The organism is Fundidesulfovibrio soli, assembly GCF_022808695.1.
GTDB lineage: Bacteria > Desulfobacterota > Desulfovibrionia > Desulfovibrionales > Desulfovibrionaceae > Fundidesulfovibrio > Fundidesulfovibrio soli.
On sequence record NZ_JAKZKW010000001.1, the window covers coordinates 398,599 to 424,780 of the forward strand.

General features: G+C 65.9%; 25 protein-coding genes and 1 other RNA gene. 11 read left to right on the forward strand and 15 right to left on the reverse strand.

Features of this window, described 5'->3' with window-relative positions; all coding sequences use genetic code 11:
* Window positions 1-14: 14 nt before the first annotated feature.
* The 4 genes from MLE18_RS01885 to cysS all read left to right on the forward strand — a co-directional run bounded on the left by MLE18_RS01885 (window position 15) and on the right by cysS (window position 4,052).
* The gene (locus tag MLE18_RS01885) at window positions 15-764 is read left to right on the forward strand and encodes a zinc ribbon domain-containing protein (RefSeq protein WP_243366834.1); all 750 of its coding nucleotides are present in this window, start codon (window positions 15-17) and stop codon (window positions 762-764) included.
* Window positions 765-796: 32 nt separating this feature from the next.
* Window positions 797-1,165, forward strand: an RNA gene (gene rnpB / locus MLE18_RS01890) — RNase P RNA component class A.
* A 157-nt stretch (window positions 1,166-1,322) separates the two neighbouring features.
* Entirely contained in the window at window positions 1,323-2,537 is a 1,215-nt protein-coding gene (gene ispD, locus MLE18_RS01895; protein ID WP_243366836.1) for a 2-C-methyl-D-erythritol 4-phosphate cytidylyltransferase, read from the forward strand.
* A gap of 57 nt (window positions 2,538-2,594) precedes the next feature.
* Window positions 2,595-4,052: a cysteine--tRNA ligase gene (gene cysS / locus MLE18_RS01900; protein WP_243366839.1), complete on the forward strand. Its 1,458-nt coding sequence runs from the start codon at window positions 2,595-2,597 to the stop codon at window positions 4,050-4,052.
* A gap of 335 nt (window positions 4,053-4,387) precedes the next feature.
* Here the strand turns inward: cysS and MLE18_RS01905 are convergent, their stop codons facing one another.
* Genes MLE18_RS01905 through MLE18_RS01940 form a run of 8 tightly spaced genes read right to left on the reverse strand, consistent with a single transcriptional unit; the run spans window position 4,388 to window position 12,169 of the window.
* Entirely contained in the window at window positions 4,388-5,215 is an 828-nt protein-coding gene (locus MLE18_RS01905) for a hypothetical protein (protein WP_243366841.1), read from the reverse strand.
* A 57-nt stretch (window positions 5,216-5,272) separates the two neighbouring features.
* The gene (locus MLE18_RS01910) at window positions 5,273-5,881 is read right to left on the reverse strand and encodes a TetR/AcrR family transcriptional regulator (RefSeq protein WP_243366843.1); all 609 of its coding nucleotides are present in this window, start codon (window positions 5,879-5,881) and stop codon (window positions 5,273-5,275) included.
* Between the two features lie 43 nt (window positions 5,882-5,924).
* On the reverse strand, window positions 5,925-7,262 hold the full coding sequence (gene radA, locus MLE18_RS01915; RefSeq protein WP_243366844.1) for a DNA repair protein RadA: 1,338 nt from the start codon (window positions 7,260-7,262) through the stop codon (window positions 5,925-5,927).
* A 3-nt stretch (window positions 7,263-7,265) separates the two neighbouring features.
* Complete coding sequence (locus MLE18_RS01920; RefSeq protein ID WP_243366845.1) at window positions 7,266-8,231, reverse strand: DUF3426 domain-containing protein; 966 nt, start codon at window positions 8,229-8,231, stop codon at window positions 7,266-7,268.
* 4 nt (window positions 8,232-8,235) lie between these two features.
* On the reverse strand, window positions 8,236-8,766 hold the full coding sequence (hpt, locus tag MLE18_RS01925; protein WP_243366846.1) for a hypoxanthine phosphoribosyltransferase: 531 nt from the start codon (window positions 8,764-8,766) through the stop codon (window positions 8,236-8,238).
* Window positions 8,767-8,769: 3 nt separating this feature from the next.
* Window positions 8,770-9,237, reverse strand: coding sequence for an N-acetyltransferase (locus MLE18_RS01930; protein WP_243366847.1), 468 nt, complete (start codon window positions 9,235-9,237; stop codon window positions 8,770-8,772).
* A gap of 1 nt (window position 9,238) precedes the next feature.
* Window positions 9,239-9,709 (reverse strand): TlpA family protein disulfide reductase, encoded by a 471-nt coding sequence (locus MLE18_RS01935; protein ID WP_243366848.1) that lies wholly within the window; start codon window positions 9,707-9,709, stop codon window positions 9,239-9,241.
* 57 nt (window positions 9,710-9,766) lie between these two features.
* Window positions 9,767-12,169 (reverse strand): homocysteine S-methyltransferase family protein, encoded by a 2,403-nt coding sequence (locus tag MLE18_RS01940; RefSeq protein WP_243366849.1) that lies wholly within the window; start codon window positions 12,167-12,169, stop codon window positions 9,767-9,769.
* A gap of 115 nt (window positions 12,170-12,284) precedes the next feature.
* Between MLE18_RS01940 and MLE18_RS01945 the strand changes: the two genes are divergently transcribed.
* From MLE18_RS01945 to glpX, 7 genes are all read left to right on the forward strand, one after another.
* A complete protein-coding gene (locus MLE18_RS01945) occupies window positions 12,285-13,340 on the forward strand; it encodes a sigma-70 family RNA polymerase sigma factor (protein WP_243366850.1) in 1,056 nt (351 codons plus the stop codon).
* Between the two features lie 7 nt (window positions 13,341-13,347).
* Window positions 13,348-15,015: a tetratricopeptide repeat protein gene (locus MLE18_RS01950; protein WP_243366852.1), complete on the forward strand. Its 1,668-nt coding sequence runs from the start codon at window positions 13,348-13,350 to the stop codon at window positions 15,013-15,015.
* Window positions 15,012-15,839, forward strand: coding sequence for a hypothetical protein (locus MLE18_RS01955; protein WP_243366854.1), 828 nt, complete (start codon window positions 15,012-15,014; stop codon window positions 15,837-15,839). Before MLE18_RS01950 ends, MLE18_RS01955 begins: the two co-directional genes overlap by 4 nt.
* 121 nt (window positions 15,840-15,960) lie before the next feature.
* On the forward strand, window positions 15,961-16,395 hold the full coding sequence (rpiB, locus tag MLE18_RS01960; RefSeq protein WP_243366857.1) for a ribose 5-phosphate isomerase B: 435 nt from the start codon (window positions 15,961-15,963) through the stop codon (window positions 16,393-16,395).
* A 19-nt stretch (window positions 16,396-16,414) separates the two neighbouring features.
* Entirely contained in the window at window positions 16,415-18,409 is a 1,995-nt protein-coding gene (gene tkt / locus MLE18_RS01965) for a transketolase (protein ID WP_243366859.1), read from the forward strand.
* Between the two features lie 256 nt (window positions 18,410-18,665).
* Entirely contained in the window at window positions 18,666-18,956 is a 291-nt protein-coding gene (locus MLE18_RS01970; RefSeq protein ID WP_243366861.1) for an RNA recognition motif domain-containing protein, read from the forward strand.
* 195 nt (window positions 18,957-19,151) lie between these two features.
* Window positions 19,152-20,135, forward strand: coding sequence for a class II fructose-bisphosphatase (gene glpX / locus MLE18_RS01975; RefSeq protein WP_243366864.1), 984 nt, complete (start codon window positions 19,152-19,154; stop codon window positions 20,133-20,135).
* A 23-nt stretch (window positions 20,136-20,158) separates the two neighbouring features.
* On the opposite strand, the gene MLE18_RS01980 is transcribed toward glpX, so the two are convergent.
* The 7 genes from MLE18_RS01980 to MLE18_RS02010 form a co-directional block, all read right to left on the reverse strand.
* Entirely contained in the window at window positions 20,159-20,932 is a 774-nt protein-coding gene (locus tag MLE18_RS01980; RefSeq protein WP_243366866.1) for an alpha/beta fold hydrolase, read from the reverse strand.
* The gene (locus tag MLE18_RS01985) at window positions 20,932-21,279 is read right to left on the reverse strand and encodes a cytoplasmic protein (RefSeq protein ID WP_243366868.1); all 348 of its coding nucleotides are present in this window, start codon (window positions 21,277-21,279) and stop codon (window positions 20,932-20,934) included. Before MLE18_RS01985 ends, MLE18_RS01980 begins: the two co-directional genes overlap by 1 nt.
* A 48-nt stretch (window positions 21,280-21,327) precedes the next feature.
* Window positions 21,328-22,179 carry a 2-oxoacid:ferredoxin oxidoreductase subunit beta gene (locus tag MLE18_RS01990; RefSeq protein WP_243366870.1) on the reverse strand — a complete coding sequence of 284 codons (852 nt, stop codon included), beginning with the start codon at window positions 22,177-22,179 and terminating at the stop codon, window positions 21,328-21,330.
* A gap of 8 nt (window positions 22,180-22,187) precedes the next feature.
* On the reverse strand, window positions 22,188-23,867 hold the full coding sequence (locus MLE18_RS01995) for a 2-oxoacid:acceptor oxidoreductase subunit alpha (RefSeq protein ID WP_243366873.1): 1,680 nt from the start codon (window positions 23,865-23,867) through the stop codon (window positions 22,188-22,190).
* Between the two features lie 116 nt (window positions 23,868-23,983).
* A complete protein-coding gene (locus tag MLE18_RS02000; RefSeq protein WP_243366875.1) occupies window positions 23,984-24,499 on the reverse strand; it encodes a ferritin in 516 nt (171 codons plus the stop codon).
* A 3-nt stretch (window positions 24,500-24,502) separates the two neighbouring features.
* A complete protein-coding gene (locus MLE18_RS02005; protein ID WP_243366877.1) occupies window positions 24,503-24,880 on the reverse strand; it encodes a desulfoferrodoxin in 378 nt (125 codons plus the stop codon).
* A 118-nt stretch (window positions 24,881-24,998) separates the two neighbouring features.
* Window positions 24,999-26,003, reverse strand: coding sequence for a sulfite exporter TauE/SafE family protein (locus MLE18_RS02010; protein ID WP_243366879.1), 1,005 nt, complete (start codon window positions 26,001-26,003; stop codon window positions 24,999-25,001).
* Between the last annotated feature and the right edge of the window lie 179 nt (window positions 26,004-26,182).

The following is a 26,182-nucleotide window of genomic DNA, read 5'->3' on the forward strand; positions in this document are numbered from 1 at the left end:
ACACGGAGACGGCAATGTATCAGAAACAGATCGAACAGTTGGTGATTCTGCAGCAGATCGACGGCGAAATGATCTCCCTCACCGCCGAAGTGGAGAACGCTCCCAAGGAGATCGCCTCACTTGAAAAGAAGTGCCGCGATGTCGAGGCCCAGCGCGACCAGGTTCGCGAAAAGCTCGGCTACCTGACGGACCAGCTCTCCCGCCTGGAGACCGACATCGAGGACGACCACGTCCGGATGAAGAAATCCAAGAGCAAGATGATGATGGTGGGCAACTCCAAGGAATACAACGCCATGGTGCGTGAGATGGACAGCCTGGAGAAGCTCAATCGCTCCCGCGACGAGGAGAAGGTGGCCTTCGCCGAAGAGGTCGAGCGCCAGACCACGGCGGACCGCGAGCTCTCCGAACAGACCGAAGCGCTGCGCGCCGACCTCGAGACCGCCCAGGCCGGGCTGAAGACCCGCCTTGACGCGGCCGGGAAGCGCATCGCGGAGCTCTCCGAGCAGCGCACCCACGCCTGCGGCGTGATCCCCAAGCCCATCCTGTCGCGCTACGAGTTCATCCGTTCGCGCCTGGCCAACCCGGTCATCGTGTCGGTGACCAACGGCGTGTGCTCGGGCTGCAACATCTCCATCCCGCCCCAGGCGTTCATCGAGCTGCAGAAGGGCCAGCAGATTCTCTCCTGCCCCAACTGCCAGCGCCTGATCTACTGGGACCAGCACATCATGAGCCAGGAGAAGGCCGAGGAAGCCCAGGAGGCCTAGCCCCCCTGCGCCGCGCGATTATATTCGAAGGGGGAGCCGGACAGGCGGTCGCCGCGGGGAAACCCGGGGAGGAAAGTCCGGACTCCGCAGGGCAGAGCGCTGGGTAACGCCCAGGGGGAGCGATCCCCGGAGAGCGCCACAGAAAGCAGACCGCCTTGCGGCCTCGGCCGCAGGGTAAGGGTGAAACGGTGGTGTAAGAGACCACCAGTTGCCGCGGCGACGCGGTAAGCTAGGCATACCCCGTTCGGAGCAAGACCAAATAGGGAAGCGTTCGAGGCTGGCCCGGCCGAAGCTTCCGGGTAGGTTGCTTGAGGCGGCGAGTAATCGTCGCCCTAGAGGAATGATCGCACCGGAGCCTTCGGGCTCCGGCCACAAAATCCGGCTTACGGCCGGCTCCCCTCTTCCGATTTCGCCCGTGGGCCAGCGCCCGCGGGCGTTTCGGTTTTGGGGGCCAGGGCATTTGCCGGGCGGCCTCCAGCGGAGCGCCGAAGGTGACAACCGCCCCGCTTTGAGGCATCCTCCGCGCTTCCTGAGTTTCAACCCCAACCCCGCAGCACCATGAACGTCTGGACCATCCTTCTGGCGGCCGGAAGCGGCTCGCGCATGGCCCCCGCCAAGCTCGGGGCAAGCAAACAGTTCCTGGACGCGGGCGGCGAGCCCGTGTTCTGGAAGGCCGCCCGCCCCTTCGCCCGCGTGCCTCAGGTGCGCGGCATGGTCTTCGCCCTGCCCCCGGCCGAGCTTGAAGCCATGCTCCCCAAGCTGGAGGCTCTGGACGCGGACAACCCCCTCGGCCTGGCCTGGAAGGCCGTGGCTGGCGGCGCGCGCCGCCAGGACTCGCTGGAGAACGCGCTGGCCGCCCTGCCCCCCGGCTGCACCCACGTGCTCGTGCACGACGCCGCACGATGCTTCATAACACCCGAGGTGATCCTGCGCGTGGTCGCGGCCCTGGAAGACGGCGCCCCCGCCGTGGTGCCCGCCGTGCCCGTGAAGGACACCATCAAGCAGGTGGAGGCCGGGGTGGTGACCGCCACGCCGGACCGCAGCCGCCTCATGGCCGTGCAGACTCCCCAGGGCGTCGCATTGAACGTATTGCGCGAAGGGTTCGCCCTGGCCGCGCGCGAAGGCATCGACGTCACCGACGACGCGAGCCTGGCCGAGGCGCTGGGCATGTCCGTGCGCGTGGTCGCCGGCTCGGAGGACAACGTGAAGCTGACCACCCCGGAGGACCTGCGCCTGCTCGGCGCTCAGGCTCCGCCCATGCTCCTGCCCCGCGTGGGCTTCGGCTACGACGTGCACCGCTACGCCCCGCCCGAGACCCCCGAGGGCGAAGGCGTGCGCTCCATGGTGCTGGGCTGCGCGCCCATCCCAGGCGCGCCGCGCGTGCTGGCCCACTCCGACGGGGACGTGCTCCTGCACGCCCTGGCAGACGCCATGCTGGGCTGCCTCTGCGCGGGCGACATCGGGCAGCACTTCCCGGACAGCGACCCGCGCTTCAGCGGCTTGGCCAGCTCCGTGCTGGTCAGCGAGGTGCTGGCCAGGTTCGCGCCCGCCGGGCTGACCCTGGTGCACGTGGACCTGACCATCGTGGCCCAGATTCCCAAGATCGGCCCCCACCGTGAGCACATCCGCCGCAACGTGGCCGCGCTGCTGGGCCTGCCTCTGGGCAGCGTGAACGTGAAGGCCACCACCGAGGAGAAGCTCGGCTTCACGGGCTCCGGCCAGGGCATCAAGGCCTACGCCACGGCCACCGCCGTGGGCCGCGCCACTGCTTGACTTTTGGGGCGGGCTCTGCAACGAAACCTGCCCGAACGTGCCCAGCAAGGATCATACATGCAGCTCTACAACACCCTGACGCGCTCCAAGCAGACCTTCACCCCCGTGCACGAAGGCCGGGTCTCCATGTATGTCTGCGGCATCACCGCCTACGACTACTGCCACATCGGCCACGCCCGCTCGGCCGTGGTCTTCGACGTGATGGTCCGCTACCTGCGCTCCACGGGCCTGGACGTGCGCTTCGCCCGCAACTTCACCGACGTCGACGACAAGATCATCAAGCGCGCCCAACAGGAGGGGACGACTTCCGAAGCCGTGTCGGAGAAGTACATCGCCGCCTTCTACGAGGACATGGACCGCCTGGGCATCCTCCGGGCCGACATGGAACCCCGCGCCACCAAATACATCGGCGAGATGATCAAGCTGGCCCAGCACCTCATCGAGACGGGCTACGCCTACGCCACACCCTCCGGCGACGTGTACTTCAGCGTGCGGGCCTTCAAGCCCTACGGCAAGCTCTCCGGGCGCAACCTGGAGGAGCTGCAGGCGGGCGCCCGCGTTGCCCCAGGCGAGGAGAAGAAGGATCCTCTGGATTTCGCTCTCTGGAAGGCCGCCAAGCCCGGCGAGCCCACCTGGGACAGCCCCTGGGGCCCCGGCCGCCCCGGCTGGCACCTGGAATGCTCGGCCATGAGCGAGGACCTGCTCGGCCTGCCCCTGGACATCCACGGCGGCGGGCAGGACCTGGTCTTCCCCCACCACGAGAACGAGATCGCCCAGACCGAGGCCGCCTCGGGCAAGGAGTTCTCCAACTACTGGGTGCACAACGGCTTCGTGCAGATCAACTCCGAGAAGATGTCCAAATCGCTGGGCAACTTCATCACCATCCGCGACATCTTCGGCTACTGCCTGCCCGAGGTGCTGCGCTTCTTCCTGATCTCCTCGCACTACCGCTCACCGCTGGACTACTCCACCGAGGCCCTGGACGAGGCCGAAAAGGGCATCAAGCGCATCTACTCCGCCCTGGCCCAGATCGAGGAGACCCTGGCCGGGACCAAGTGGTCCGGCGCGGCCGCCCCGGCGGAGCTGGTCCAGGAATGCGCCAACCTGCGCGCCGGGTTCAGCCAGGCCATGGAGGACGACCTGAACACCGCCGCCGCCATCGGCCACGTGTTCGGCATGGTGCGCCTGGCCGGGCGCGTCATGGAGGACAAGGCCCTGCGCAAGAGCCAGGGCGGCAAGGAGCTGCTGGAGTCCATCCGCTCGAACTTCAAGGAATACTCGAATATTCTTGGAGTGTTCGGCAGCGATCCCGCAGGGTTCCTGCTTGAGCTGCGTGACAGCAAGGCCGGACGCAAGGGCATCAGGGGTGAAGCTGTGGAAGCCCTGCTGGCCGCCCGCAAGCAGGCCCGCGCCGACAAGAACTTCGCCGAGTCCGACCGCATCCGCGACGAACTGGCCGCCATGGGCGTGGAGGTCAAGGACACCCCGGCCGGGGCCGTCTGGGACGTGGCCTAGCTCCCCGCGCGACCGACACGATCAATCACGCCGGGCATCCCACGGATGCCCGGCGTTTTTTTTCGACTGACGACAGGCAATTCAGGAGAGCTGCCCTGTTTGTTTGCCGCGTTTCAGACGCGGTGAGCCGTGACAAGTCCGGTTTTGGCTTCTGCAGGGCCGGAATGGCTGACGTTCTTCTAATACAGCGGACAGTCCGGCCCTGGAGAGGCCAAGACCGGAGCCTGGTCAGAGAGGATCCTCCGACGGCCAAAGGGAGGAGCTCCCCTTGAAAACCCCTCTGGAATGGTCCGTTCAGCGTCTCTCCGCTGGCTTGAGCAACCCGCCGGGCGGCCTCAGAACTTGTCGCGATTGAAGGCGTCCAGCGCGCTCAGCCCCCCGCGCACGAGCACGAAGCGGTCCCTGGCCCTGTCCCAGCGGTATTCGTCGGAATACGTCGCGGGCGGTGCGGCACGCTTGGGCTTGGGGCATCCTACGGCGTCGTCGGTATCCGGGCCCTTTGTCAGCGTAACCTCCGCCAGCACACGGGGATACGGGCTGCCGGGATCGGGCGGGAAGCTCCATTTCAGGCTCTCGGCAAACGAACGCTGGCACATGCCGCGCACCGAGAGCGTGAAAACGGTGGCGATCCTGCGGATGCGCTCCTTGTGGATGTGGAACAGGGCCGCATCCTGGTAGCCTTGATTGGAATTGAAATGGGAGTTGGCCACCACGAAGGCCTGCCCGCCCCCGAAGGTCATGAAGGGGCGTGAGAGCGAGGTGAACTGGTCCGTCTTGAGCTCCACCACATCCAACGGCTCGGATTCCCCAGCCCGGAACAGCGCCAGCATGGATGCGCCTTCGCCGGGCACGTCCGTCCCTGCGTCTTCAGCCTCCATGAACAGCAGCACGTAAGCCCGTCCATCGGAGAGCACGTCCGCCCTGTTGAAGGCCGTCAGCCGGGTACCGGCCCGCAGCACCGTGCGCCCCTTCACGCCCGGGCGGCGCAGCACCTTCTCCTCCGCGAGCCTCAGGACGCCGGGCGCATCCTCCCGCGCCCCCTTGAACACTTCGAGGGCAAGGGTGAGGGCATCCGGCCCGGACGCCTCGGTCCCCGAAGAAGCACATGGGGCAGTCAGGGCGAACGCAACAAGCAGCACGATCGCAAGCAACAGTCTCGGCATCCGTCGCCTCCCATCGGCGTCAAACCGCGAGAAAAGCCTCGAATAATACGGAGGAATTCAGCGAGAGGCGGGCGCGCTGGCGCCAGCTCCGGAGAACACGATGCGGGCCACCCCTTCGGCGTAATCCTCGTCCAGCGGCAGGTGGCGCACCAGCAGCCTGTTGAAGATGGGGCCGTAGAGGGCGTCCACGAGCATGTCCATGTCCAGGTCCGGCCGGATCTCACCGGACTTCACCCCGCGCAGGAGCGCGTCCTTGGCGGCGTTGCGGCGTGGCTTGAGGTAGCCGTCCACGAACGAGGCCAGGGTCTCAGGTTCGGACTGGCCCAGGGCGATCAGCTCGCAGACCACGCGCCCGTCCACGCCCAGGTAGGCGCGGACCAGGGAGCGCATCTGCGTGGTGACGTCCGCGATGGCGGATTCGGTGTGCGGGAACGCGATGCGCGGCGAGATGGCCCCGAGGAAGGCCTCCATGGCCACCGCGCCCTTGGTGGGCCACCAGCGGTAGATGGTGGCCTTGCTCACGCCGGCGCGGGCGGCGATGCCCTCCATGGAGAGCTTCGCGTAGCCGGACTCCTCCAGGAGGCTGTTGGCGGCGTCGAGGATGGCTTTCCTCGCGGCGTCGCTGCGGGGCCTGCCGGGCGGGCGTTTGAGAGCGGACTGGGTCATCTGTTTGGCGCCGTTTTGGTTTGGGTCCGGCTCGCCCGGACAATCACGCGCCGAAGAGGGCGCGCTGGAAATCCTTGAGGGTGGCCACGCCACGCCCTTCGGCCGGGGGATGGAAAATGGGTTCGTAGCCCAGGCGCGTGGCCTGCTTGAGCCGCGCGTCATGACCGGATACGGGCCGGATGCGCCCGCTCAGGTCGACCTCCCCCCAGAAGACGGCCCGCGGCGGCAGCGGCCTGTCATAATAGGAGGAAAGCACCGCCGCCACAAGGCCCAGATCGAGCCCCGGATCGGTCAGCTTCAAACCGCCGCCCGTCTTGGCGTAAATGTCGGACTGGCCCAGTTGGATGCCCAGGCGTTTCTCCAGCACCGCCAGCAGGAGGTTGAGCCGGTTCAGGTCCAGCCCGAGGGCGGTGCGCCGGGGCATGGCCAGGTAGGATTTGCTGGCCAGCGCCTGCATTTCCACGGCGAAGGGGCGCTTGCCCTCCAGCGCCAGGACCACAGCGGAGCCGCTGGCAGTGGCGTCGCGCTCGCCCAGAAAATACGTGGACGGGTCCGGCACGGGGGTAAGCCCGTCGCCCAGCATCTCCAGCACCATCAGCTCGTCGGTTGGGCCGAAGCGGTTCTTGAACACGCGCAGGATGCGGTAGAAGTGCTGGCGGTCGCCCTCCAGGTAGAGCACGGTGTCCACCATGTGCTCCAGGATTTTCGGCCCCGCGATGAGCCCCTCCTTGGTGACGTGCCCCACCAGGATCAGCGTGGAGCTGCCGCGCTTCACAGCGTCCACCAGCTCGGAAGCCACGGCCCGCACCTGCCCGGGGCTGCCGGGCACGCCGTCGGCGTAGGAGGAGGCCATGGTCTGCACGGAGTCCACCACCACCAGGGCCGGGGTGTCGGCTTCCGCAAGGGCGGCGGCCGCGTCGGAGGCGCTGGTGGTGCTCACGGCCAGCAGGCCGGGATGGTCAAGCCCCAGCCTGCGCGCCCGTGCGGCCAGCTGACCCAGGGATTCCTCGCCTGAAACGTAGACCGCCTTGCGGTTCGCGGAGGCCACCTGCCCCGCCAGCTGAAGAAGCAGCGTGGACTTGCCTATGCCCGGCTCTCCGCCGAGGAGCACGGCCGCGCCGGGCTGCATCCCGCTGCCCAGCACCCGGTCGAGGTCAGGGATGCCGGTGGGCGCGGCTGGCGCGGCTTCAGCCTTGAAGCCGGAAAGGGAGACGGGTTTGTCTGAATACAGCGGGGATGCGCCAGCCGTGCGCGGCTGCGCCGGGGAGGCGGCCTTCTCGGCCAGGGTGTTCCATTCGCCGCAGCCATCGCACTGCCCGCGCCAACGGGGGCTCGATGCCCCGCACGCGGAACAGACGTAAACGATGCGGGCCTTGGCCACGGGTTACTTCTTGTCGGAGGGCTGCTGGCCGGCCTGGGGCGCCAGCTCCTGGTAATCGGTGACCGTCAAGGAGAAGCTGCCCAGGTTCGCCGGGGGGTTGGGGAACACGAACATGAAGGGAATCTCTTCCCCGGGCTTGACGCTGCCGTTGTTGAGCAGGATCTCCTGCACGGAGTTCAGGCGCGCTTCCATGTCGGCCTGCTGCATGGTCTTGAGCTCGAAGTTGCTGGCCTTGGGGCCGGCGGTGATGGACTTGCTCAGCACAGGGGCGTCCGCCGGGTCGAGCAGCGTGGCGTCGATCTTCACCTGGCCGACCACCACGGGCGACCTGTTGACGATCTTGCCTTCGATCACGAACAGCTTCCCGATCTTCTCATTCTCGGTGAAGTAGTACTGGTTCGACTCGATGACGAGGGAGGCGACATGGCTGGGGGCCTGCGGCTGCTGAGCGGGCTCCTTCTTGGGCTGTTTGGACTGATCGGCGGCCTGGGGAGCGCCCTCCATGGCTGAAGCCGGGGTCTTCTTGGCGAAGGGCCAGAATTCCATGAAATAGGCGGCCGTGGCCCCGGCCCCTCCCAGGACCACGACGCCGAGGAGGATGGCCAGGATCAGCGACTTGCGGGAGAGGCCTTCCGAAGCGGGTTTCTCCTGCTTGCCGAATTCGATGGTTGCGAAGTCCGCCGAGGTGAAGTCTTCCCCCGGCAGCCCCGCGTCGACATAGGGATCTTTCTTGCGCTGAGCGTCGAGATGGCTGGCGAAATCGTTCGAGACGTCGGGTTCGTCCTCCCCCTGGACGGGCCATACGGGCGATGCGCCCGTATCCCCGAAGCCGGGGAAATCTTCGGGCGTGGGGGCGTCCACATGGAACTTGTGCTTGCACACCGTGCAGCGGACCGTTGCGCCATCCTGCCCCACCCGCTCGTCGGGGAGGTTGTACGTCGTCTGGCAGTTCGGGCATTCGACTTTCATGGCATCAGCAACCTTTTGGTTGGAGCAATTCATAGACCGCCGGGAGACACCGGTAGTCTTCTGCAAAGTCCAGGCCGTACCCCACTAGAAAGCCCTTTGCCAGCCGGAATCCGTAAAAGTCAACCTTCACGTGAGCCTGACGCCGCTCGGCCTTGTCGATAAGGCTGCACAGCTTCACCGAGAGGGGGTTGCGGGCGCGCAACACATCCAGGAGCAGGGCCATCGAATGGCCCGTATCCACGATATCCTCCACCACCAGGATGTGCTTGCCCTCCACGGGCGTCTCCAGGTCCTGCAGGAACTTGAGCTCCCCCGGGGAGTTCTTGCAGCCGTAACTGGCCAGGCGCACGAAATCCACACGTGCGGGAACGGTCAGGCTGCGCACAACATCCGAGAGGAACATGAACGCGCCCTTGAGCACGCCCACCACAAGGAGGTCCTTCCCGGCATATTCGGCGGAGATTGCGGCGCCAAGCTCCTCCACGCGGCTGGCGATGGCCTCGCGCGTGATGACGGGGATCAGGTTCTCGTACACCGCCTACAGCTCCATCTTCATGGCTATTTCGTCGCACTCGGGGAATTTGGGGCAATGGATGCAGTCCGCCCAGACCTTCTGGGGCAGCTCGTCCTTGCTGACCACCTCGAAGCCCATCTTGCTGAAGAACTCGCTCTGGTAGGTGAGCGTGAACACCTTGTACACGCCCAGGGTCACCGCCTCGGAGAGGCAGGCTTCCACCAGCTTGCGGCCCCAGCCCTGCTTCTGCAGGTCCTTGTGGACCACCAGGGAGCGAATCTCGGCCAGATTCTCCCAGCACAGCGAGAGCGCGCAACACCCCTTGACCTCCTTGCCCTCGCGCGAGGCCAGGACGTAGAAGTCACGCAGGTGGGAGTACAGCTGGGTGAAGGAGCGCGGCAGAAGCAGTTCGCCGCGCGCGGAATCCATCAGCAGGGCGTGGATGGCCTTGACGTCCTCGATGCGCGCCTTGCGCAGGAAGTACTCCGCCATTCTAGGAGCCCAGCAGCTTGTTGATCATTTTCTCCAGCTCGGCTCCGGTGACGAAACCCTCGATGGCTTTGACCATCTCGCCCTTGGGCGAATACACCATCGTGCGCGGGATGGAGCGCAGCGAAAAGGCTTGGGGCACATCGGCCTTTGCCAGATAGACGGGGTAGTTGAACCCGGCCTTGGACGCGAACTTGGAGAACATGGCGGGGTCCTGGTCGATGCTCACGCCGATGAGCAGCAGCTTGTTCTCGGGTATGCGTTTGCGAAGCTCGATCAAGTCGGGGATTTCCTGGCGGCATGGAGGGCACCAGGAAGCCCAGAAGTTCACCACCACGACCTTGCCTTTGGCCTGGCTGACGGCCTTGATGATGTCCTGGCTGGAGATCAGCGCTTCGGGCCTGTTCTGGGCCTGGGCCAGGGAGCTGCCGAGCAGCAGGACACACAGCAGAAAAGCGAATGAATATTTATACATGGCAACCATTGATTCGTTGGATTGTTGACGGACCGGCCAAATATATAACGTCTCGGCCTAGGCGTCCATGAGCTGTTTAGCGACTCGCACGGCCTCCACGGCGTCGGCGGCGTAGCCGTCAGCGCCGATGGACCGGGCATAGGCCTCAGAGACCACGGCCCCGCCCACGAAGACCTTCTGATCCATGCCGTTCTCGCGCAGCAGCTTCACCGTGTCCTCCATGCGGACCATGGTGGTGGTCATCAGGGCGGAAAGGCCGATCACGCGCGCCCCCTGCTCCCTGGCGGCCTCCACGATCCGGGCGGCGGGCACGTCCTTGCCCAGGTCCAGCACGTCGAAGCCGTGGTTGGCCAGCATCAGGCCCACGATGTTCTTGCCGATGTCGTGGATGTCGCCCTCAACGGTGGCCAGCACGACCTTGGGCCGTACCGCCCCCTTGTTCGCGGCCTCCAGCAGGGGCTTGAGGCGGGCGAACCCGGCCTGCATGGTCTCGGCGGAGAGGAGCAGCTGGGGCAGGAAGTACTCCTTGCGCTCGTAGAGCACGCCCACGTCCATGATGCCCGGGATGAGCTCCTGGTTGAGGATGGCGTCGGGAGCCTCCCCGCGGGTAAGCGCCTCCTCCACCATTTCGAGCACCTGGGCCTTGCGCCCGGCCACCACGGCCTCGCGCAGGGTCTTCACCTCCACGGCGGCCTTTTTGGCTGTGACACCGCCCTCGCCCCCGCCGTATTTCCAGCCGGAGCAGGCCTCGATGAAGCGTCCGGCCTGCGGGTCGCGCGCCAGAAGCACCTCGGAGGCGAAGCCCACCTCGCGCGGCAGCGGCGTGGACGGGTTGGAGATGTGCGCGCCCATTCCCGCGCCCAGGCACATGGCCAGAAACGTGGAGTTGAGCAGCTCGCGCGCGGGCAGGCCGAAGGAAATGTTGGAAAGCCCCAGCACCGTGGGCAGCTTGAGCACATTGGCGCAGTGGCGGATGGTCTCCAGGCAGTGGCGGGCGGCCTCGGGCTTGGAGGAAACCGTCAGGGCAAGGGCGTCCACCAGCACGAGCCTGCGCGGGATGCCCAGAGCGTCGGATTTCGTAAGCAACGCCTCGATGGCCGCGATGCGCTCCGCGGCCGTGACCGGGAGCTTCTTGCCAGCCAGGGGCAGCAGGATGAAGGGCGCGCCGTGCAGCTTGCACAGGGGGCCGAGCTCCTCCATGCGGCCGGGTTCGCCGCTGATGGAGTTCACCAGGGCGGAGCCGGGCACGGACCACAGGCCCTCCACCAGGGCTTCGGCCTTGGTGCTGTCCAGGCACAGGGGGGTAAGGAAGCGGCTGGAGAGCTGTTTGACCAGCCGGGGCAGCAGTTCATCCTCTTTCACCATGGGGGCGCCCACGTTCACGTCCAGCAGCCCGGCCCCGGCCTGCACCTGCTCTTCGGCAAGGCGCAGGGCCTCGGTGAACTCCCCGGCCTGCAGCTCCTCGGTGAGGACCTTCTTGCCCGTGGGGTTGATGCGCTCGCCGATGCACACGGCGGGCAGCCCAACCCCGATGCACACGGAGCGCGAGCGGGAGGTGACCACCAGCGGGCGGCCCTCGGCGGGCTCGGGCCTGCTCCAGGCGCGGCCTTCGGCCAGCCTGGCCAGGGCCTGGATGTGCGCGGGCGTGGTGCCGCAGCAACCCGAAACGCACTTGGCGCCCATATCAAGGAAGGGAACCATGTGATCGGCGAACTCGTCGGGACCCATGGGGTAGACGGTCACGCCGTTTTCCAGGCGCGGCAGCCCGGCGTTGGGCTTGATGAAGAACGGCGTGTCGATGCGGGGCAGGAAATCCTTGGCCACCTGGACCATCTGCTCGGGGCCCAGTCCGCAGTTGACGCCGAGCAGGTCCACCCCGAGGTTCTGCATGGTGTCGGCGAAAACGGACGAAGGCGTCCCGGTGAGGGAGCCGGCCGGCTCGAAGGTCATGAGCACGGCCACGGGTAGGTCGCAGACCTCGCGCGTGGCCAGCACCACGGCCTTGGCCTCGGCCAGGTCGAAGTGGGTCTCGGCGATGATAAGATCCGCCCCGCCTTCCACGAGGCCCCTGATCTGCTCGGCGAAAGCAGCCACCATCTCACGCATGGTCACGGTGCCCAGAGGTTCGATGAAGTGGCCGGTGGGGCCCACGCTTCCCGCCACGAAGTTGGCGTCGCCAGCGGCCTGCCTGGCCACAAGGGCCATTTCGCGGCTCACGCGGCGGATGTCCGTGCCGGGGGGGAGCTTGAAGCGGGTGCCGCCGAAGGTGTTGGAGGTCACAACGCGGGCGCCGGCGCGGAGGTAGTCCTCGTGGACGGCGCGGACCATGCCCGGGTTGTCGAGGCCCCACAGTTCAGGGGATGCACCCGGGGGCAACCCCCTGGCCTGAAGCAACGTGCCCATGGCACCGTCGAAAACTATGATGCCGCCGTCCGACAGCGCTTTGCGAAAATCCGCCACCAGTCATCCTCCTTGGGGGTCCGAGCCACGTTCTCGTACTGAAAATCGTTGAATCCGGCAAATGAAAAGCGTATGGATAATACCTTCCAGCGTTTTACGCCACTTGGACAAGTACATGAGCAACAGCACGAACCAGCCCGAGGAGCCAGAACTCCTTCCTGCGGACGCCGAAGAGGTTTCTTCGGAGCACGACCTTTATTCGCCCGAAACGGAAGACTCCCCCGACGACGACGATGCCGCCCTCGTCGCAGAGGCCGGCCTCGACGAGGAGGCCAACCTCCCCGCGTTGAAGGTGCAGCATGTGCCCGCCGCCTCCCGGGACAACCTGCACGCCTACCTGCGCGAGATCAGCAAGTTCCCCATGCTCAAGCCCGACGAGGAGTTCGAGCTTGCCCGCCGCGTGCGCGACGAGGGTGACCAGAAGGCGGCCTTCCGCCTGGTCACCTCGCACCTGCGCCTGGTGGTGAAGATCGCCATGGACTTCCAGCGCCGCTGGGCCCAGAACGTGGCGGACCTCATCCAGGAGGGCAACGTGGGGCTCATGCGGGCGGTGAAGAAGTTCGACCCCGAGAAGGGCATCAAGTTCTCCTACTACGCCGCCTACTGGATCAAGGCCTACATCCTTAAATACATCATGGACAACTGGCGGCTCGTGCGCATCGGCACCACCCAGGCCCAGCGCACCCTGTTCTACAACCTGAACAAGGAACGCCAGCGCCTGACCTCGCAGGGCTTCGACCCGTCGGCGAGCAACATCTCAAAGAGCCTCAACGTCTCCGAGGCCGACGTGCTGGAGATGGACCAGCGCATGGCCCGCAACGACCTCTCGCTGGACATCACCCTGGGCGACGATTCCACCTCCACCCGGCTGGACTACCTGCCCGCGCTCACCCCCGGCATCGAGGACATGCTCGCCAAGGACGAGATCGCGGGCTTGGTGGAGAAACACCTGCAGAGCATCATCCCGGAACTCTCCGACAAGGAGCGCGACCTGCTGGAGCAGCGCATCCTTTCCGACTCCCCGGTGACCCTGCGCGAAATCGGCAACAAGTACGGCATCACCCGCGAGCGGGTGCGCCAGATCGAGACCAGACTGCTCGAAAAGATCCGCAGCCACTTCGTCAAGCGCATAGGCGACTTCTCGGCAGAGTGGATCCGCAAAGAAGAGTGAAGCCCCCATGTTCAGATACGCCTTCGTCATCGCCCTGGCGCTCGGCCTTGCCGCCTGCGCCCCGAAGAAACCCGCGCCCGCTGACGTGACCGAGAGGGGCCTCTCCCCCCAGGCCGCCGCGGACTACTATTTCCTCATCTACCAGGATCTCTCCCGCAAGGGGCAACCCCAGCAGGGGGCTGCCGTGCTGGAGAAGATCATTGAGCTCGCGCCCACCCCGGAACTCTACCGCGACCTGGCCAACATCTATTGGGGCATGGCCCAGCCCGACAAGACGCGCGAGGTGCTGGAGCGCGGCCTGGCCGTCTACCCGGAGGACAAGACCCTCCACTTCTACATGGCCAACTCCTTCCTGCTGCAGCGACGCTACGACGAGGCCATGGCCGTGCTGCGCAAGTATCTGGCCGCGCACCCCAAGGACCAGACCGCCAGCCAGGAGCTGGCCTCCATCATGGTCGGGGCGGGAAAGAACCAGGAAGCCCTGGACTTCATGGCCTCCCTCCCCAAGGAGCGCCGCACCCCGGCCATGGCCTACTACGAGTCCAAGGCCTACAACGCCATGGGCAAGCAGAAGCAGGCCACCGAGAAGCTCCGCCAAGCCCTGCGCGAGGACCCCAACCAGATGGCCGCGTGGTCCGAGCTGGCCTTCCAGTACGAGAAAGCGGGCGACTTCAAGCAGGCCGAGGAGGCCTACCGCCGCATCCTCGACCTGGGCGAGGACAGCCCCGAACTCTGGATCAGGCTCATCCGCCTGGCGCTGAAGCAGAAGAAGCCCGACAAGGCCCTGGCTCTGCTTGAGAAAGCCCCCAACGACCGCTCCTTCCTCTTCGAGGTCATGGGCATATTCGTGGACGCGGGCTATCAGAACGCCGCGGCCCAGGTGCTGGACAAACTCTCTCAGGACCAGCCCGACAACCCGGACGTTCTGTTCATCCAGGCCATGCTGGCCGTGGAGAAGGAGAACAACCTGGACAAGGCCTTCGAGCTGCTCTCCCGCATCCCCAAGGACAACAAGCTCTACGACAAGGCCCTGAGCACCCGTATCCAACTGGCCATCGACGCCACGCAGTTCGAACGGGCCAAGCCCCTCATTCAGGAAGGCAGGCAGCTCTTTCCCGACCGCATCGAGTACCGCTTCCTGGAGGCCGTGCTCTACGACAAGCAGGGCGACCTGGAGAAGGCCTCGGCCGCCTACGCCGACACCGTGCGCGCCTTCCCCGGCAACGCCGACGCCGTGTACCGCTACGCCGTCTCCCTGGAGCGCCTGAAGCGCCAGGACGAGGCCCTGGACATGATGGAGAAGGTGCTGGCCCAAGCCCCCGGAAACCCCGACGCCCTGAACTTCGTGGCCTACGCCCTGGCCGAGCAGGGCCGCGACCTGGACCGCGCCCTGGACCTGATCACCCGGGCCCTGGTGGTGAGCCCCGACAACCCCTACTACATCGACACCCTGGCCTGGGTGCACTTCAAGCGCGGCGACAACAAGCAGGCCTGGGCCGAAATCCAGCGCGCCGTATCCAAGACCGTCGAGGACCCGGCCATCTACGAGCACTACGGCGATATCGCCGCCGCCATGGGCAACCGCAAGCAGGCCCAGGCCGGATACAAGAAGTCGCTGGAGATGAAGCCCTCCAACGCCAACGAGATCAAACGCAAGCTGGACGGCCTGAAATGATCCGCAGCGCCGCCAACGCCTGGCGCGCCCTGCTTCTGGCCGCGCTGTGCCTGGCCGCCCTGAGCGGCTGCGCGCCCAAGCCGACGGCTACCGGGGCGGGCGAAGGCCCGCAGCCCCAGGCCCTCTGGGCCCAGCTCATGGCCGGGGGGGCTCAGGCCAAGTCGTTCACGCTCACGGCCAGCCTCTCCCTGCAGTCGTCCAAGAAGTCTGCCCGCCTGCTGGCGCGCTTCTGGGGCAACCTGGACAGGCCCCTGCGCCTGGACCTCTCAACCGGCATGGGGCAGGTGTTCTCCATGTGGCGGGAGGACGCGCAAGGCTGGCTGGCGGTGTATCCGTCCGCCAATCAGGCCTTCACCCACACGAGCACCAAGGCGGCCCTCTCCCGCCTGGGGATGCCCTTCCCGTTCGGCATGAAGGAGCTGGCCGCCGTCAGCGTGGGCAGCTTCGGGCTGATACTGCCGCCCAACTATTCGAGCGTGAAAAAAATCCCCAACGGTTTCGTTTACTCCTTCCCGGCCTCCTCGCCGGTGGCCGCCCTCACCCTTGACTTCGAGGGAAAACCCATTCATCTCACCGGCCGGGGCGTGGAACCCTGGAACGTCGAGCTCGCCGATTTCGCGCCCTCTCAGGCCGGGCGGCCCCCCATGGCCCAGCTCATCACGCTGACCACGCCGGGGGGCGTTCAGGCCGTCCTGCGCGTCAAGAAGCTGGAACTGAGCGCGGAGCCCATGCCCTTGCAGTCTCTGGAACTCACCCCACCGCCCCAGGCGCGCCACATCCCCCTGGACCGCGAAGGCGACTTCCAGACGCCGGACATCCCCTAGGATTTTTCCGGCCCAGGTCCGCACGGTCGGCCAAGGCCAGTACGGACCGCCATCCCGGAGGCCCCGCCCCGGGGATCGGACACAGCGCGCCCCTGGCGCAAACCAGTCACGGATATCAGCCATGAGCACACCCGTCATCTTCGGCTCCGACCACGCGGGCTTCGCCCTCAAGGAACAACTCAAGGCTTTCGCCTCCAAACTCGGGGTGCAGGTCGTGGACGTGGGCTGCGACAGCCTCCAGAGCTGCGACTACCCCCTCTTCGCCGAAAAGCTCTGCAGCCGCGTCCTGGCCGACAAGTGCCTGGGCGTGCTCATCTGCGGCACCGGGCTCGGCATGTCCATGGCTGCCAACCGCCGCGCGGGCATCCGCGCCGCGCTGTGCGCCAACGAGTACATGGCCCGCATGACGCGCCTGCACAACAACGCCAACGTGCTCTGCCTTGGCGAGCGCTGGATGGGCGCGGGCCTGGCCGAATCCGTCCTGGAAACCTTCATCAAGACCGAGTTCGAGGGCGGACGCCACCAGCGCCGCATCGACCTCTTCGATTCTCTTTAATCACAACAAGGAACCGCATATGTCCGCGCTTGCCGAGAAGGACCGGTTGACGGTCAACGTGATCAAGGGCCTCGTCATGGACGCCGTGCGCAAGGCCAACTCCGGCCACCCCGGCGGGGCCATGTCCTCCGCCGACTTCGCCTACGTCCTGTTCAAGGATTTCCTGAAGTACTCCCCCGACGACCCCAAGTGGTTCAACCGCGACCGCTTCGTGCTCTCCGCCGGACACGAGTCCACCCTGCTCTACAGCCTGCTGACCCTGGCCGGCGTGCTCACCGTTGACGACCTCAAGCACTTCCGCCAGTTCGGCTCCCGCACGCCCGGCCACCCCGAGCAGCACATGACCCCCGGCGTGGAGGCCACCACCGGCCCCCTGGGCCAGGGCCTGGCCATGGCCGTGGGCATGGCCACCGCCGAGGCCATGCTGCGCGCGCGCATGGGCGAGGAGATCTGCAGCCACTACACCTACGTGCTGGCCTCCGACGGCGACCTGCAGGAGCCCGTTTGCCTGGGCGCGGCCTCCCTGGCCGGACTGTGGAAGCTGGGTAAGCTCATCGTCTTCTACGATTCCAACAAGGTGCAGTTGGCCGGCCCCACCACCCGTTGCGACTGCACCGACTACCGCAAGATCTTCGAGGGCTTCTGCTGGAGCGTGATCGACGTGGACGGCCACGACCATGAAGCCATCCGCAAAGCCGTGATGCAGGCCCAGCTCGACTCAAGCTGCCCCACGCTGATCATCGGGCACACCACCATGGCCAAGGGCACTGCCAGCCGCGAGGGCGACTTCGAGACCCACGGCGCTCCCCTGCCCGCCGAGGAGATCGCGGCCACCAAGCGCAAGCTGGGCCTGCCCGACGACAAGGATTTCTACCTGCCCGAGGAGGCCGTGGAGCACTTCCGCACGCGCTTCCCCGCCCTGCGCGCCGCCGCCGCGGAATGGACCAAGACCTTCGAGAAGAAGCTCGACGCCGACGAGGCCTTCCAGGACCTCTGGCGCATCACCAAACGCTCCCCCGGCAACCGCGGTTTCGCCTGGCCCGCCTTCGAGCCGGGCAGCAAGGTTGCCACCCGCTCCGCCTGGGGCAAGTGCCTGTACGCCCTGATCGAGCAGCTGCCCATCCTGGTGGGCGGCTCCGCCGACCTGGACCCCTCCAACCAGACCATGAAGTTCCGTGAGACCACGGGCGACTTCAACACATCCACTCCCCTGGGCCGCAACCTGCCCTTCGGCGTGCGCGAGTTTCCCATGGGCGCCATCTGCAACGGCATCGCCCTGCACGGCGGGCTGGTTCCCTTTGGTGCGACCTTCCTGATGTTCTCCGACTATGAGCGCAGCGCGCTGCGCATGTCCGCCCTGCAGCAGCTGCCGGTGCTGCACGTCTTCACCCACGACTCCTTCTGGGTCGGCGAGGACGGCCCCACCCACCAGCCCATCGAGCATGTCAGCTCGCTGCGGCTGATCCCCAACATGCTGGTGCTGCGCCCCGCCGAGGCCATCGAGACCGCCCTCTGCCTGGAGACCGCCCTGACCCAGACCACGCGCCCCAGCAGCCTGCTGCTCACCCGCCAGAACCTGCCCGTGTTCGACCCTGCCCAGCTTCCGGCAGTCACGGACGGCGCCAGGAAGGGCGGCTACGTGCTGCTGGACGCCCCCGGCGGCGAGCCTGACCTGATCATCCTGGCCTCCGGCTCCGAAGTGCACCTGGCCCTGGCCGCCGCCAAGGAACTCACCGAGCGCAAGGTGCGCGTGGTGAGCATGCCCTCGATGGAACTCTTCGACGAGCAGCCCGACGAGTACAAGCAGGCCGTCCTGCCCAGGCAGTGCACCGCGCGCGTGGCCATCGAAGCCGGACGCCCCGAACTGTGGTACAAATACGTGGGCCTGGACAGCCTGGTCATCGGGCTCTCCCACTTCGGCCACTCCGCTCCGGCCGAGCGCCTGGCCCAGGAATACGGCTTCACCGCGGAAAGCTGCATCGACCGCATACGTAAGAAGCTGGCCCAGGCCTAGCCCGGGTTCGTCAGACGCCCTCAAAACCGGGGAGGCCTGTGCCTCCCCGTTTTTTTTCTGCTCATATCCTCAGCTATTTAGATCGAATGGAATCTTATGAACTTATTAATCAATGACGGATGTTGACTTGTTCGCAAGAATGGTATAACTTAAATCTAATTCAGGCATCGGTCATCATTGAGGTTGGGTCTTAGCATGTGCTTCGCTCCTGGTCTGATGAGAATGAATGCCAACACTTAATTGGAGCGTATCGCACATGTCCAAGAAACTTTACGTCGGCAACCTTCCCTTTTCCACCACTGAGGACTCCGTCCGCGCCCACTTCTCCCCCTACGGCGAGGTTCTCTCGGTTGCCCTGATCACAGACCGCGAAACCGGCCGCCTGCGCGGCTTCGGCTTCGTCGAGATGAACGACGAAGGCGCTGTGGCCGCCATCGAGGCCCTCGACGGCCAGAGCTTCGGCGGTCGCACCCTGAAGATCAACGAAGCCCAGGAGCGCGCCCCCCGCCCCTCCTACGGCGATCGTTCCAACCGCCGCCCCTGGTAATCCCAGGTCAGCACAGCGATCACGGCCCCGCGCTCCCAGGAGCGCGGGGCTTTTTCTTGCCGGGCAGCCGCCCGGGCCACTTCGAGGCAGGCCATTACAGAGGGCTGCGGCAACTGGCGGCGCGCTGACCGACCGCCCTTTACTGCCCGGGCATTTTTAACTACCCTCCCGCCACAACATCACCCGGAGCACGCCATGGAAGCCCCTGACCGCAACCTCGCACTCGAACTCGTCCGCGTCACCGAAGCCGCCGCCCTGGCCAGCGCCCGCTGGCTCGGCAAGGGGGACAAGAACTCTGGAGACCAGGCCGCCGTGGACGCCATGCGCCTGAGCTTCAACTCCATCCAAATCCAGGGCCTCATCGTCATCGGCGAGGGCGAAAAGGACGAGGCCCCCATGCTCTTCAACGGCGAGGCCGTGGGTTCCGGCTCCGGTCCGGCAGTGGACGTGGCCGTGGACCCCGTGGAGGGCACCCGCCTGCTGGCTTACGGCCGCCCCAACGCCATCTCCGTGGTGGGCCTGGCCCCCAAGGGCTCCATGTTCGACCCGGGACCGAGCTACTATATGCAGAAGCTCGTGGTGCCCCACGGCGCGCGCGACTCGGTGGACCTGGACGCCCCCGTGGCCGACAACCTCAAGGCCGTGGCCAAATCCCTGGGCAAGGACGTGGACGATCTGGTGGTCTTCGTGCTGGACAAGCCCCGCCATCAGCGGCTCATCACGGATATCCGCGCCGCCGGGGCTCGCATCCAGCTGCACACCGACGGCGACGTGGCCGGGTCGCTCATGGCCATCGACCCCAAGGACATGGTGGACGTGATGATGGGCACCGGCGGCACCCCTGAAGGCGTGCTCTCGGCCTGCGCCATCCGCGCCCTGGGCGGCAGGATGCTGGCCCGGCTGGACCCGCAGTCCGACGAGGAGCGCAAGGCCCTGCTGGACGCAGGGTACGACCTGAAGCGCGTGCTCACCACCGAGGAGCTCGTCGCCAGCGAGGACACCTTCTTCGCCGCCACAGGCATCTCCGGCGGCACCTGGCTTGAAGGCGTCAGCTTCACGGGACGCGGCGCGGTGACCCACTCCCTGGTGCTGCGCGGCAAGACGGGCACCATGCGGCGCATCGAGTCGCACCACACCTGGGACAAGCTGATGAAGTTCAGCGCCGTGAAATACGATTGATTGTCTTTTTGTGATACGATCCGTCAGCGCGACAGAAGGAAATCCAGGACAGCGCTCGCGAAAGCTTCCGGGCGCTCCATGTAGGACATGTGGGCACACCCTGCCAGCAGTACGTGGCGGGCGTCGGGGAACGCCTCGGCCAAGCCGTTCTCGGCCGGCGGCAGCAGGATGTCCTCGTCGCCCGAGATGCACAGTGCCTGCGCGGTGACGCTGGCTTCCAATCCATGACCGTCGAAGGCTTCCAGGGCTTCGCACTGGGCTCCGAAGCCTTCGGCGTTCAGTGGATGCCTGCGTAGAGCGAACGCCCTCGCAAGCCGCCCTTCCGACAGAGCCCGGTCCCCCAACAGCCAGGGCAACATCGCCCCGAGAGATTGCGACATGCTGCCGCCCTCGGCCAGCAATTGCTGCGCCAGGCGCATGGCCATCACCCTGCCCGGACGCATCTTCATCCCTGTGGATGCCAGCACCAGCCTGCCGACCCTCCCGGCGTGCTTGGCCGCCAGGTCCAGGGCAGCCATCCCGCCCAGGGAGAAGCCCAGCACGTGGGCTTTGTCCACGCCTTGGGCATCCATGACGGAAAGGGCGTCCTCGGCCATCATCTCGACGCTGAACCCGGCCAACGGGGCGCCCGACCTGCCGGAACCGCGCGGGTCGTGCGTCAACACCAGGAAATGACGGGTCAACTGCCTGAGTAGGCCACTCCAGGAGGAGCCGTCCATGGTCAGGCCAGCAAGAAGCACCAGCGGCGGTCCAGCACCGTGCACTTCATAATGAATGCCAAGCGGAGTCTGAGCCATCAGAATACTATCACCTGAAATCCTTTCAGAACATAGTCCGCCATGCCCACATGCCCGTGCATGCCGTTGATCAGGGGCAGGCTTTCCTTCATCACGGCCTCCATCGACCCGGTGGCAAGGGCGCAGGCGCGGCACACCCCGGCGATCAAGCCGAGGGTCTTCGTCTTCTCGAACAGCGCGTGCATGGGGTGCTCCGCCCTGGAAAGCTCGGCCAGCACCAGGGGCGACTCTCCTTCAAGTACCACTTCAACTTCGCACCCCTTCTCGCGCAGGTCGATGGCGTTGAGCATCACATGGAGAAAGCAGGGAATTTCTGCCCTGAAAGCGAACAGCGCTATCTTGTTCATACCTTCTTCCTCCCGGTGCGGTGTCTGCCTCCGCGCCTGCCATGCACCCTAGACGTACTCCTCCAGAATGCTCTTCAACTGACCCATATCCGCCCTGGAGGTGGCCAGGGGCCGCCGCACCGCCGGATTGAGCCGGGACTCGAACGGAACCCTCTCCCCCTTGTAGATCACGCCGATGGGTATCCTCTCTCCGAACTCCTGGGCCTTGCGCATGGCCGCCCCCCAGTCCGTGGGGTCGTAGTCGGCCTCGAGCTTCTGGCAGCGCTCACGGTACCAGGCGTAGGTGTTCACCTTGTTGAACGAGACGCAGGGCTGGAGGATGTCCACCAGGGCGAAGCCCGGATGCCGGGCCGCCTGGACGATGATCTCCGCCAGGTGCTCAATGTCGCCAGCGAAGGCCCGCGCCACGAAGGGCGCGTTCATGGTCACGGCCACGGCCACGGGGTTGAAGGGCATGGAGGGCGCGCCGTCGGGCTGGAACTTGGTCTTCTGGCCCTGGGCCGTGGTGGGGCTGGCCTGGCCTTTGGTGAGCCCGTAGATCTGGTTGTCGTGCACCAGGTAGGTCATGGTCACGTTGCGCCTCAGCGCCGCCAGAAAGTGGTTGCCCCCCTCGCCGTAGCTGCAGCCGTCGCCGCTTTCGGCGAAGACGGTCAGCTCCGTGTTGGAGAGCGCAATCCCCTGGGCCGGGGGCAGGCTGCGCCCGTGCAGGCCGTTGAAGGCGTTGCAGCGCAGATAGTGCGGGGCCTTGGCCGCCTGGCCGATGCCCGAGGCGAAGAGCACCTTGTGCGGGGGAAGGTCCAACGCGGAGAGGGCCTTCTTCACGGCCTTGAGGATGGCGTGGTTGCCGCAGCCAGGGCACCAGGCCGTTTCGAATTCGCCGTACTGTTCCAGAGGTATCATAGCGACTCCTACAGCCTGTCCAGGATGTACCTGGCCGTGAGGGGCAGGCCGTCGTAGCGGGTGACGGTATCTTTGAAATGGTAGCCGGACTCCTGGCGGATCAGGCGCGCCAACTGGCAGCTGTGGTTGCCCTCCACCATCACCGCCCTCCCGGCACGCTCCAGGATGGGCAGGAACTGCTCCGGGTTCAGGGGATAGACCTGCCCGAAATGCAGCACAGCCGCGCTTTTGCCCGCAGCCCGAAGATCCTGCGCGGCTTCGAGCGCGGCGCCCACAGCCGACCCCCAGCACACCAGCAGGGTCGAGGGGGACTCGTCGCCTGTGAACGTGGGGGGAACCACGTCCGCCACGAGCCCTTCGAGTTTGCGCATGCGTTTGTCCACCATCTGGACGCGCACGGCCAGATCCTCGGTGATGTGGCCGTCCTCGGTGTGCTCGTCGCTGTCCAGCACCACCAGGTGCTCGCCGAAGCCGGGCACCAGCCTGGGGGAGACGCCGCTTGGGGTGAGAGCGTAGCGTTTGTATCCGGCGGGGTCCTCGCAAGTCAGGCCGGGCGCGCTCACTGCGGGCAGGGAGTCCAGGTCGAACGGAACCACGGCGCGGTAGGAATCCGCCAGGAACTGGTCCGTAAGCACGAACACCGGGCTCTGCCACTTCTCGGTCTGGTCCACGGCCCGGTAGGTCAGCTCGAAGCACTGCTCGGGCGTGCCGGGAGTGAAGACCGCCCGGGGGAAGTCGCCGTGTCCGGCGTAGAGCACCATGTTCAGGTCGCCCTGCTCGGTGCGCGTGGGCAAGCCGGTGGCCGGGCCCGGCCGCTGGGCGAGCACCACGACCACTGGGGTCTCTGTCATGCCCGCGAGGCTCACCCCTTCGACCATCAGGGCAAAACCGCCGCCCGACGTGGGCACCACCACGCGCGCACCGGCATAGGACGCCCCCAGGGCCATGTTGATGGCCGCGATCTCGTCCTCGGCCTGCTCGATGAGCATCCCCATCTTCGTTCCCTTGGCGACGAACGTCGCCGCCACGGAGGTGGCCGGGGTCATGGGGTAGTAGGAGCAGAAATTCGCACCCGCGGCCAGCGCGCCGAAGGCGATGGCTTCGTTGCCGTTCATGAACAGGCGCTTCTCGGTGCGCACCGGGGGGGCCATGCAGCTGAACGTGGCGTTCTGCCCGGCGGCCCAGCCCTGCGCGGCGGCGAACACGTCCAGGTTCTGGCGCAACACCTCATCGCCTTTCTTGGCGAACTCGCTCCGAATCAGCCCCTCCAGCCAGGAGCGCTCCAGGCAGAGCAGCTGCGCCAGCACGCCCAGGGCGGCCACGTTCTCGAACATGGGCTTGGGGCAGAGCGTCTTGAAGGGGATGGAGAGCCCCGGATGCCCCAGGCGGTCGATGGTTTCGTCCGCCAGCACCAAAGCCCGGGGGGTGAGCTGGGGGCGGTGCAGGGCCACCGTCTCGGCATTGAGGGCCACCAGCAGGTCGATGCTTTCCCTGGGGCCGTGGATGGCTTCGTGGCTGACCCGGATGGCGTAGGTGTTGTGCCCGCCCCTGATGCGGGACATGTAGTCCTGCGTGACCACGATCTCGTACCCCGCGCGCACCAGGGCCTTGGCCAGGAAATCGCCCACTGTCACGAGGCCCTGGCCGGCCTCGCCGCCTATGACGATCGAAACGCATGTGTCCGACATGAAATACCCTCCAGGTCGAAAAAAGGCGAAGCGGCCGCCGGTTATCCGGCGACCGCTTTGATGATGCATGCCGCAACCCGCCAAAGGGCTGCGCTGTGATGTGCGGGCCGCCGTGCTTACGCGTTGGCCCCGGTGGGCGGAGTGAACACCCGGGTGGCCAGTTCCTTGTCCAGCATGTAAAGCGCGGAGGGGTCGTTCTCAACCAGCTTGAGCTTGTTGATCACGTCCTGCACGCTGGCCTCCTCTTCCACCTGCTCGTCGATGAACCACTTCAGGTAGGAGGCGGTGGCGTGGTCGCGCTCGTCGATGGCGAGGTCCATCAGCGCGTTGATGCGCGCGGTGACGCCCTGCTCATGCTTGAGGGTCTCCAGGAAGGCGGCCAGAGGGCTGGCCCAGGAGTTCTCGGGGGCTTCCAGAGTCTGGAGCTTGATGCGGCCGCCGCGCTCGAAGGTGTAGTTGTAGAACTTGGTGGCGTGGAACTTTTCCTCCTGCTCCTGCACCTTCATCCAACTGGCGAAACCCATGAGGCCCATCTCCTCGAAGTAGGAGGCCATGGACAGGTACAGATAGGAGGACCACAGCTCCCATTTGACCTGGTCGTTGAGGGCCTGGTTCATTTTGTCGCTGAGCATGGGCTACTCCGCCTTCCACAGGCCGTGCAGGTTGCAGTACTCGCGGGCCACGATCTTCTCGGCCTGGATGCAGAACTCGGCTTCGGGGGCCATGCCGGGCTTGAGCTCCTGGCGGTAGACCTTGCCGTCAGCGAAGACCTCGATGAACTCGATCCAGTGCTTCTCTTCCATGGGATGGGCCACGCTGCCGACCTTGACCTTGAAGCCGTTGGCGGTCTTCTCGATCACGGGGACGTGCTTCTCCTTGGCGGCGTCAACGGTATTGGCCGCGAAATACTTCATGGGCTCGCCGCAACAGACCAGATCGCCGTCGCCGGTGTGCAGAACTTCAACGATGTTGCCGCAGAGCGCGCATTTGTAGATGCCGTGCAGTTCGGACATGGTGTCTCCTTTGCTTATGACGAAGGTGAAAGGCCGGCCGCCACGAAAAATGGGCGGCCGGGCATCTTCACCAGCTAAACCACTTTCGAGCGGTTTTCGCAAGGGCTTTCAGCGGGGGCTATTTGAGGAATTCGTAAACGTAGCGCGCCGCCAGGAACAGGATGCACGCCGAAAGAAAGGCCTTGATATATTTGGCCGGGACGTATTTCTGGCAACGTGCCCCCACGTACATACCCGCGAAGCCGCCCAGGCCGAAGAGCGCCCCGAGGGTCCAGTCCGGGGCCACGGCCAGTTCGGGCCAGAACGGGGCGATGGCCTGGTAGAACACCACGCCGGAGACGCTGGTCAAAAAGGTGCCCATGAGCGCCGCGCCCGCCACGGTGTAGACCGGCAGCCCGAAGAAGGCCACGAAGAAGGGCGCGATGATGGCCCCGCCGCCGATGCCGTACACGCCGCCCACCACGCCCACGATCAGGCTCATGAGCAGCACCCCGCCTGTGGAGAAGCAGTAGCGCTCGCCCTGGAAGACGAACTCCACCTGCTTGAACGAATACTTCGACTCGGAAACGGCCATGGAATCGATAAGGTTCCCCTGGGGGCCGCAGGCCGTGCCGCCCATTGCCACGGAGCTCTGCAGGGCGTTCTTCTGGGCGCAGCTCACCGGCTTGGCGGCGTCGCGCATGGAGCAGCCGGGGCCGGAACCCGGCGCGGGTTTTGCCGGGGCCTTCTTGAAGAAGGTGTCGCGCACGAGCCGCAGCCCGATATAGCCCAGCACCGCCGCGGCGAACATCTTGAAGTTCTTGGGATCCGGCAGATATTTGACGCGGATGTAGGCCCCCAGAAACACCCCGGGCAGCGTGCCCAGGGCCGTGGCGTATGTCAGGGGCCAGACCATGCGTTTTTCGCGGATGTAGCGGTACACCCCGCTGGGGATGGCCACGATGTTGAAAACCTGGTTGGTGGCGGAGACGGACGGCGAGACGTATCCCAGCACGCTCATCTGGAAGGGCAGCAGGAGAAAGGCGCCGGACACGCCGCCCATGGAGGTGCAGAAGGACACGGCGAAGGCCACCAGAGGCGGAACCCACACGGATACTTCGATGCCGGCTACCGGAAAATACATGGCGTCCTCGCTTGTTGTTCGAAGATAGTCACCAATTTCACAATGTCCGTGACCATTCTCTAGCCGCTCATGTGGAGCCTGTCTACAATCTCGGCACGGAGTTTGCGTTTTTATTCCAGCTAGGGCTACAGGGTAATTCCTGCCGCCCTCGACTAAAGGGTTTTGCTTCCCGGCCGATA

Bases quoted from the DNA above. Each gene is read 5' to 3' on its own strand.
- MLE18_RS01995 (WP_243366873.1), bottom strand. From the start codon at position 23,867: ATGTCGGACACATGCGTTTCGATCGTCATAGGCGGCGAGGCCGGCCAG.
- MLE18_RS01920 (WP_243366845.1), bottom strand. From the start codon at position 8,231: ATGAAAGTCGAATGCCCGAACTGCCAGACGACGTACAACCTCCCCGAC.
- MLE18_RS01980 (WP_243366866.1), bottom strand. From the start codon at position 20,932: ATGGCTCAGACTCCGCTTGGCATTCATTATGAAGTGCACGGTGCTGGA.
- MLE18_RS01885 (WP_243366834.1), top strand. From the start codon at position 15: ATGTATCAGAAACAGATCGAACAGTTGGTGATTCTGCAGCAGATCGAC.
- MLE18_RS01955 (WP_243366854.1), top strand. From the start codon at position 15,012: ATGATCCGCAGCGCCGCCAACGCCTGGCGCGCCCTGCTTCTGGCCGCG.
- MLE18_RS02000 (WP_243366875.1), bottom strand. From the start codon at position 24,499: ATGCTCAGCGACAAAATGAACCAGGCCCTCAACGACCAGGTCAAATGG.
- MLE18_RS02010 (WP_243366879.1), bottom strand. From the start codon at position 26,003: ATGTATTTTCCGGTAGCCGGCATCGAAGTATCCGTGTGGGTTCCGCCT.
- MLE18_RS01970 (WP_243366861.1), top strand. From the start codon at position 18,666: ATGTCCAAGAAACTTTACGTCGGCAACCTTCCCTTTTCCACCACTGAG.
- ispD (WP_243366836.1), top strand. From the start codon at position 1,323: ATGAACGTCTGGACCATCCTTCTGGCGGCCGGAAGCGGCTCGCGCATG.
- MLE18_RS01905 (WP_243366841.1), bottom strand. From the start codon at position 5,215: ATGCCGAGACTGTTGCTTGCGATCGTGCTGCTTGTTGCGTTCGCCCTG.
- MLE18_RS01945 (WP_243366850.1), top strand. From the start codon at position 12,285: ATGAGCAACAGCACGAACCAGCCCGAGGAGCCAGAACTCCTTCCTGCG.
- MLE18_RS01935 (WP_243366848.1), bottom strand. From the start codon at position 9,709: ATGTATAAATATTCATTCGCTTTTCTGCTGTGTGTCCTGCTGCTCGGC.
- MLE18_RS01950 (WP_243366852.1), top strand. From the start codon at position 13,348: ATGTTCAGATACGCCTTCGTCATCGCCCTGGCGCTCGGCCTTGCCGCC.
- MLE18_RS02005 (WP_243366877.1), bottom strand. From the start codon at position 24,880: ATGTCCGAACTGCACGGCATCTACAAATGCGCGCTCTGCGGCAACATC.
- cysS (WP_243366839.1), top strand. From the start codon at position 2,595: ATGCAGCTCTACAACACCCTGACGCGCTCCAAGCAGACCTTCACCCCC.
- MLE18_RS01985 (WP_243366868.1), bottom strand. From the start codon at position 21,279: ATGAACAAGATAGCGCTGTTCGCTTTCAGGGCAGAAATTCCCTGCTTT.
- glpX (WP_243366864.1), top strand. From the start codon at position 19,152: ATGGAAGCCCCTGACCGCAACCTCGCACTCGAACTCGTCCGCGTCACC.
- MLE18_RS01910 (WP_243366843.1), bottom strand. From the start codon at position 5,881: ATGACCCAGTCCGCTCTCAAACGCCCGCCCGGCAGGCCCCGCAGCGAC.
- MLE18_RS01930 (WP_243366847.1), bottom strand. From the start codon at position 9,237: ATGGCGGAGTACTTCCTGCGCAAGGCGCGCATCGAGGACGTCAAGGCC.
- rpiB (WP_243366857.1), top strand. From the start codon at position 15,961: ATGAGCACACCCGTCATCTTCGGCTCCGACCACGCGGGCTTCGCCCTC.
- tkt (WP_243366859.1), top strand. From the start codon at position 16,415: ATGTCCGCGCTTGCCGAGAAGGACCGGTTGACGGTCAACGTGATCAAG.
- MLE18_RS01990 (WP_243366870.1), bottom strand. From the start codon at position 22,179: ATGATACCTCTGGAACAGTACGGCGAATTCGAAACGGCCTGGTGCCCT.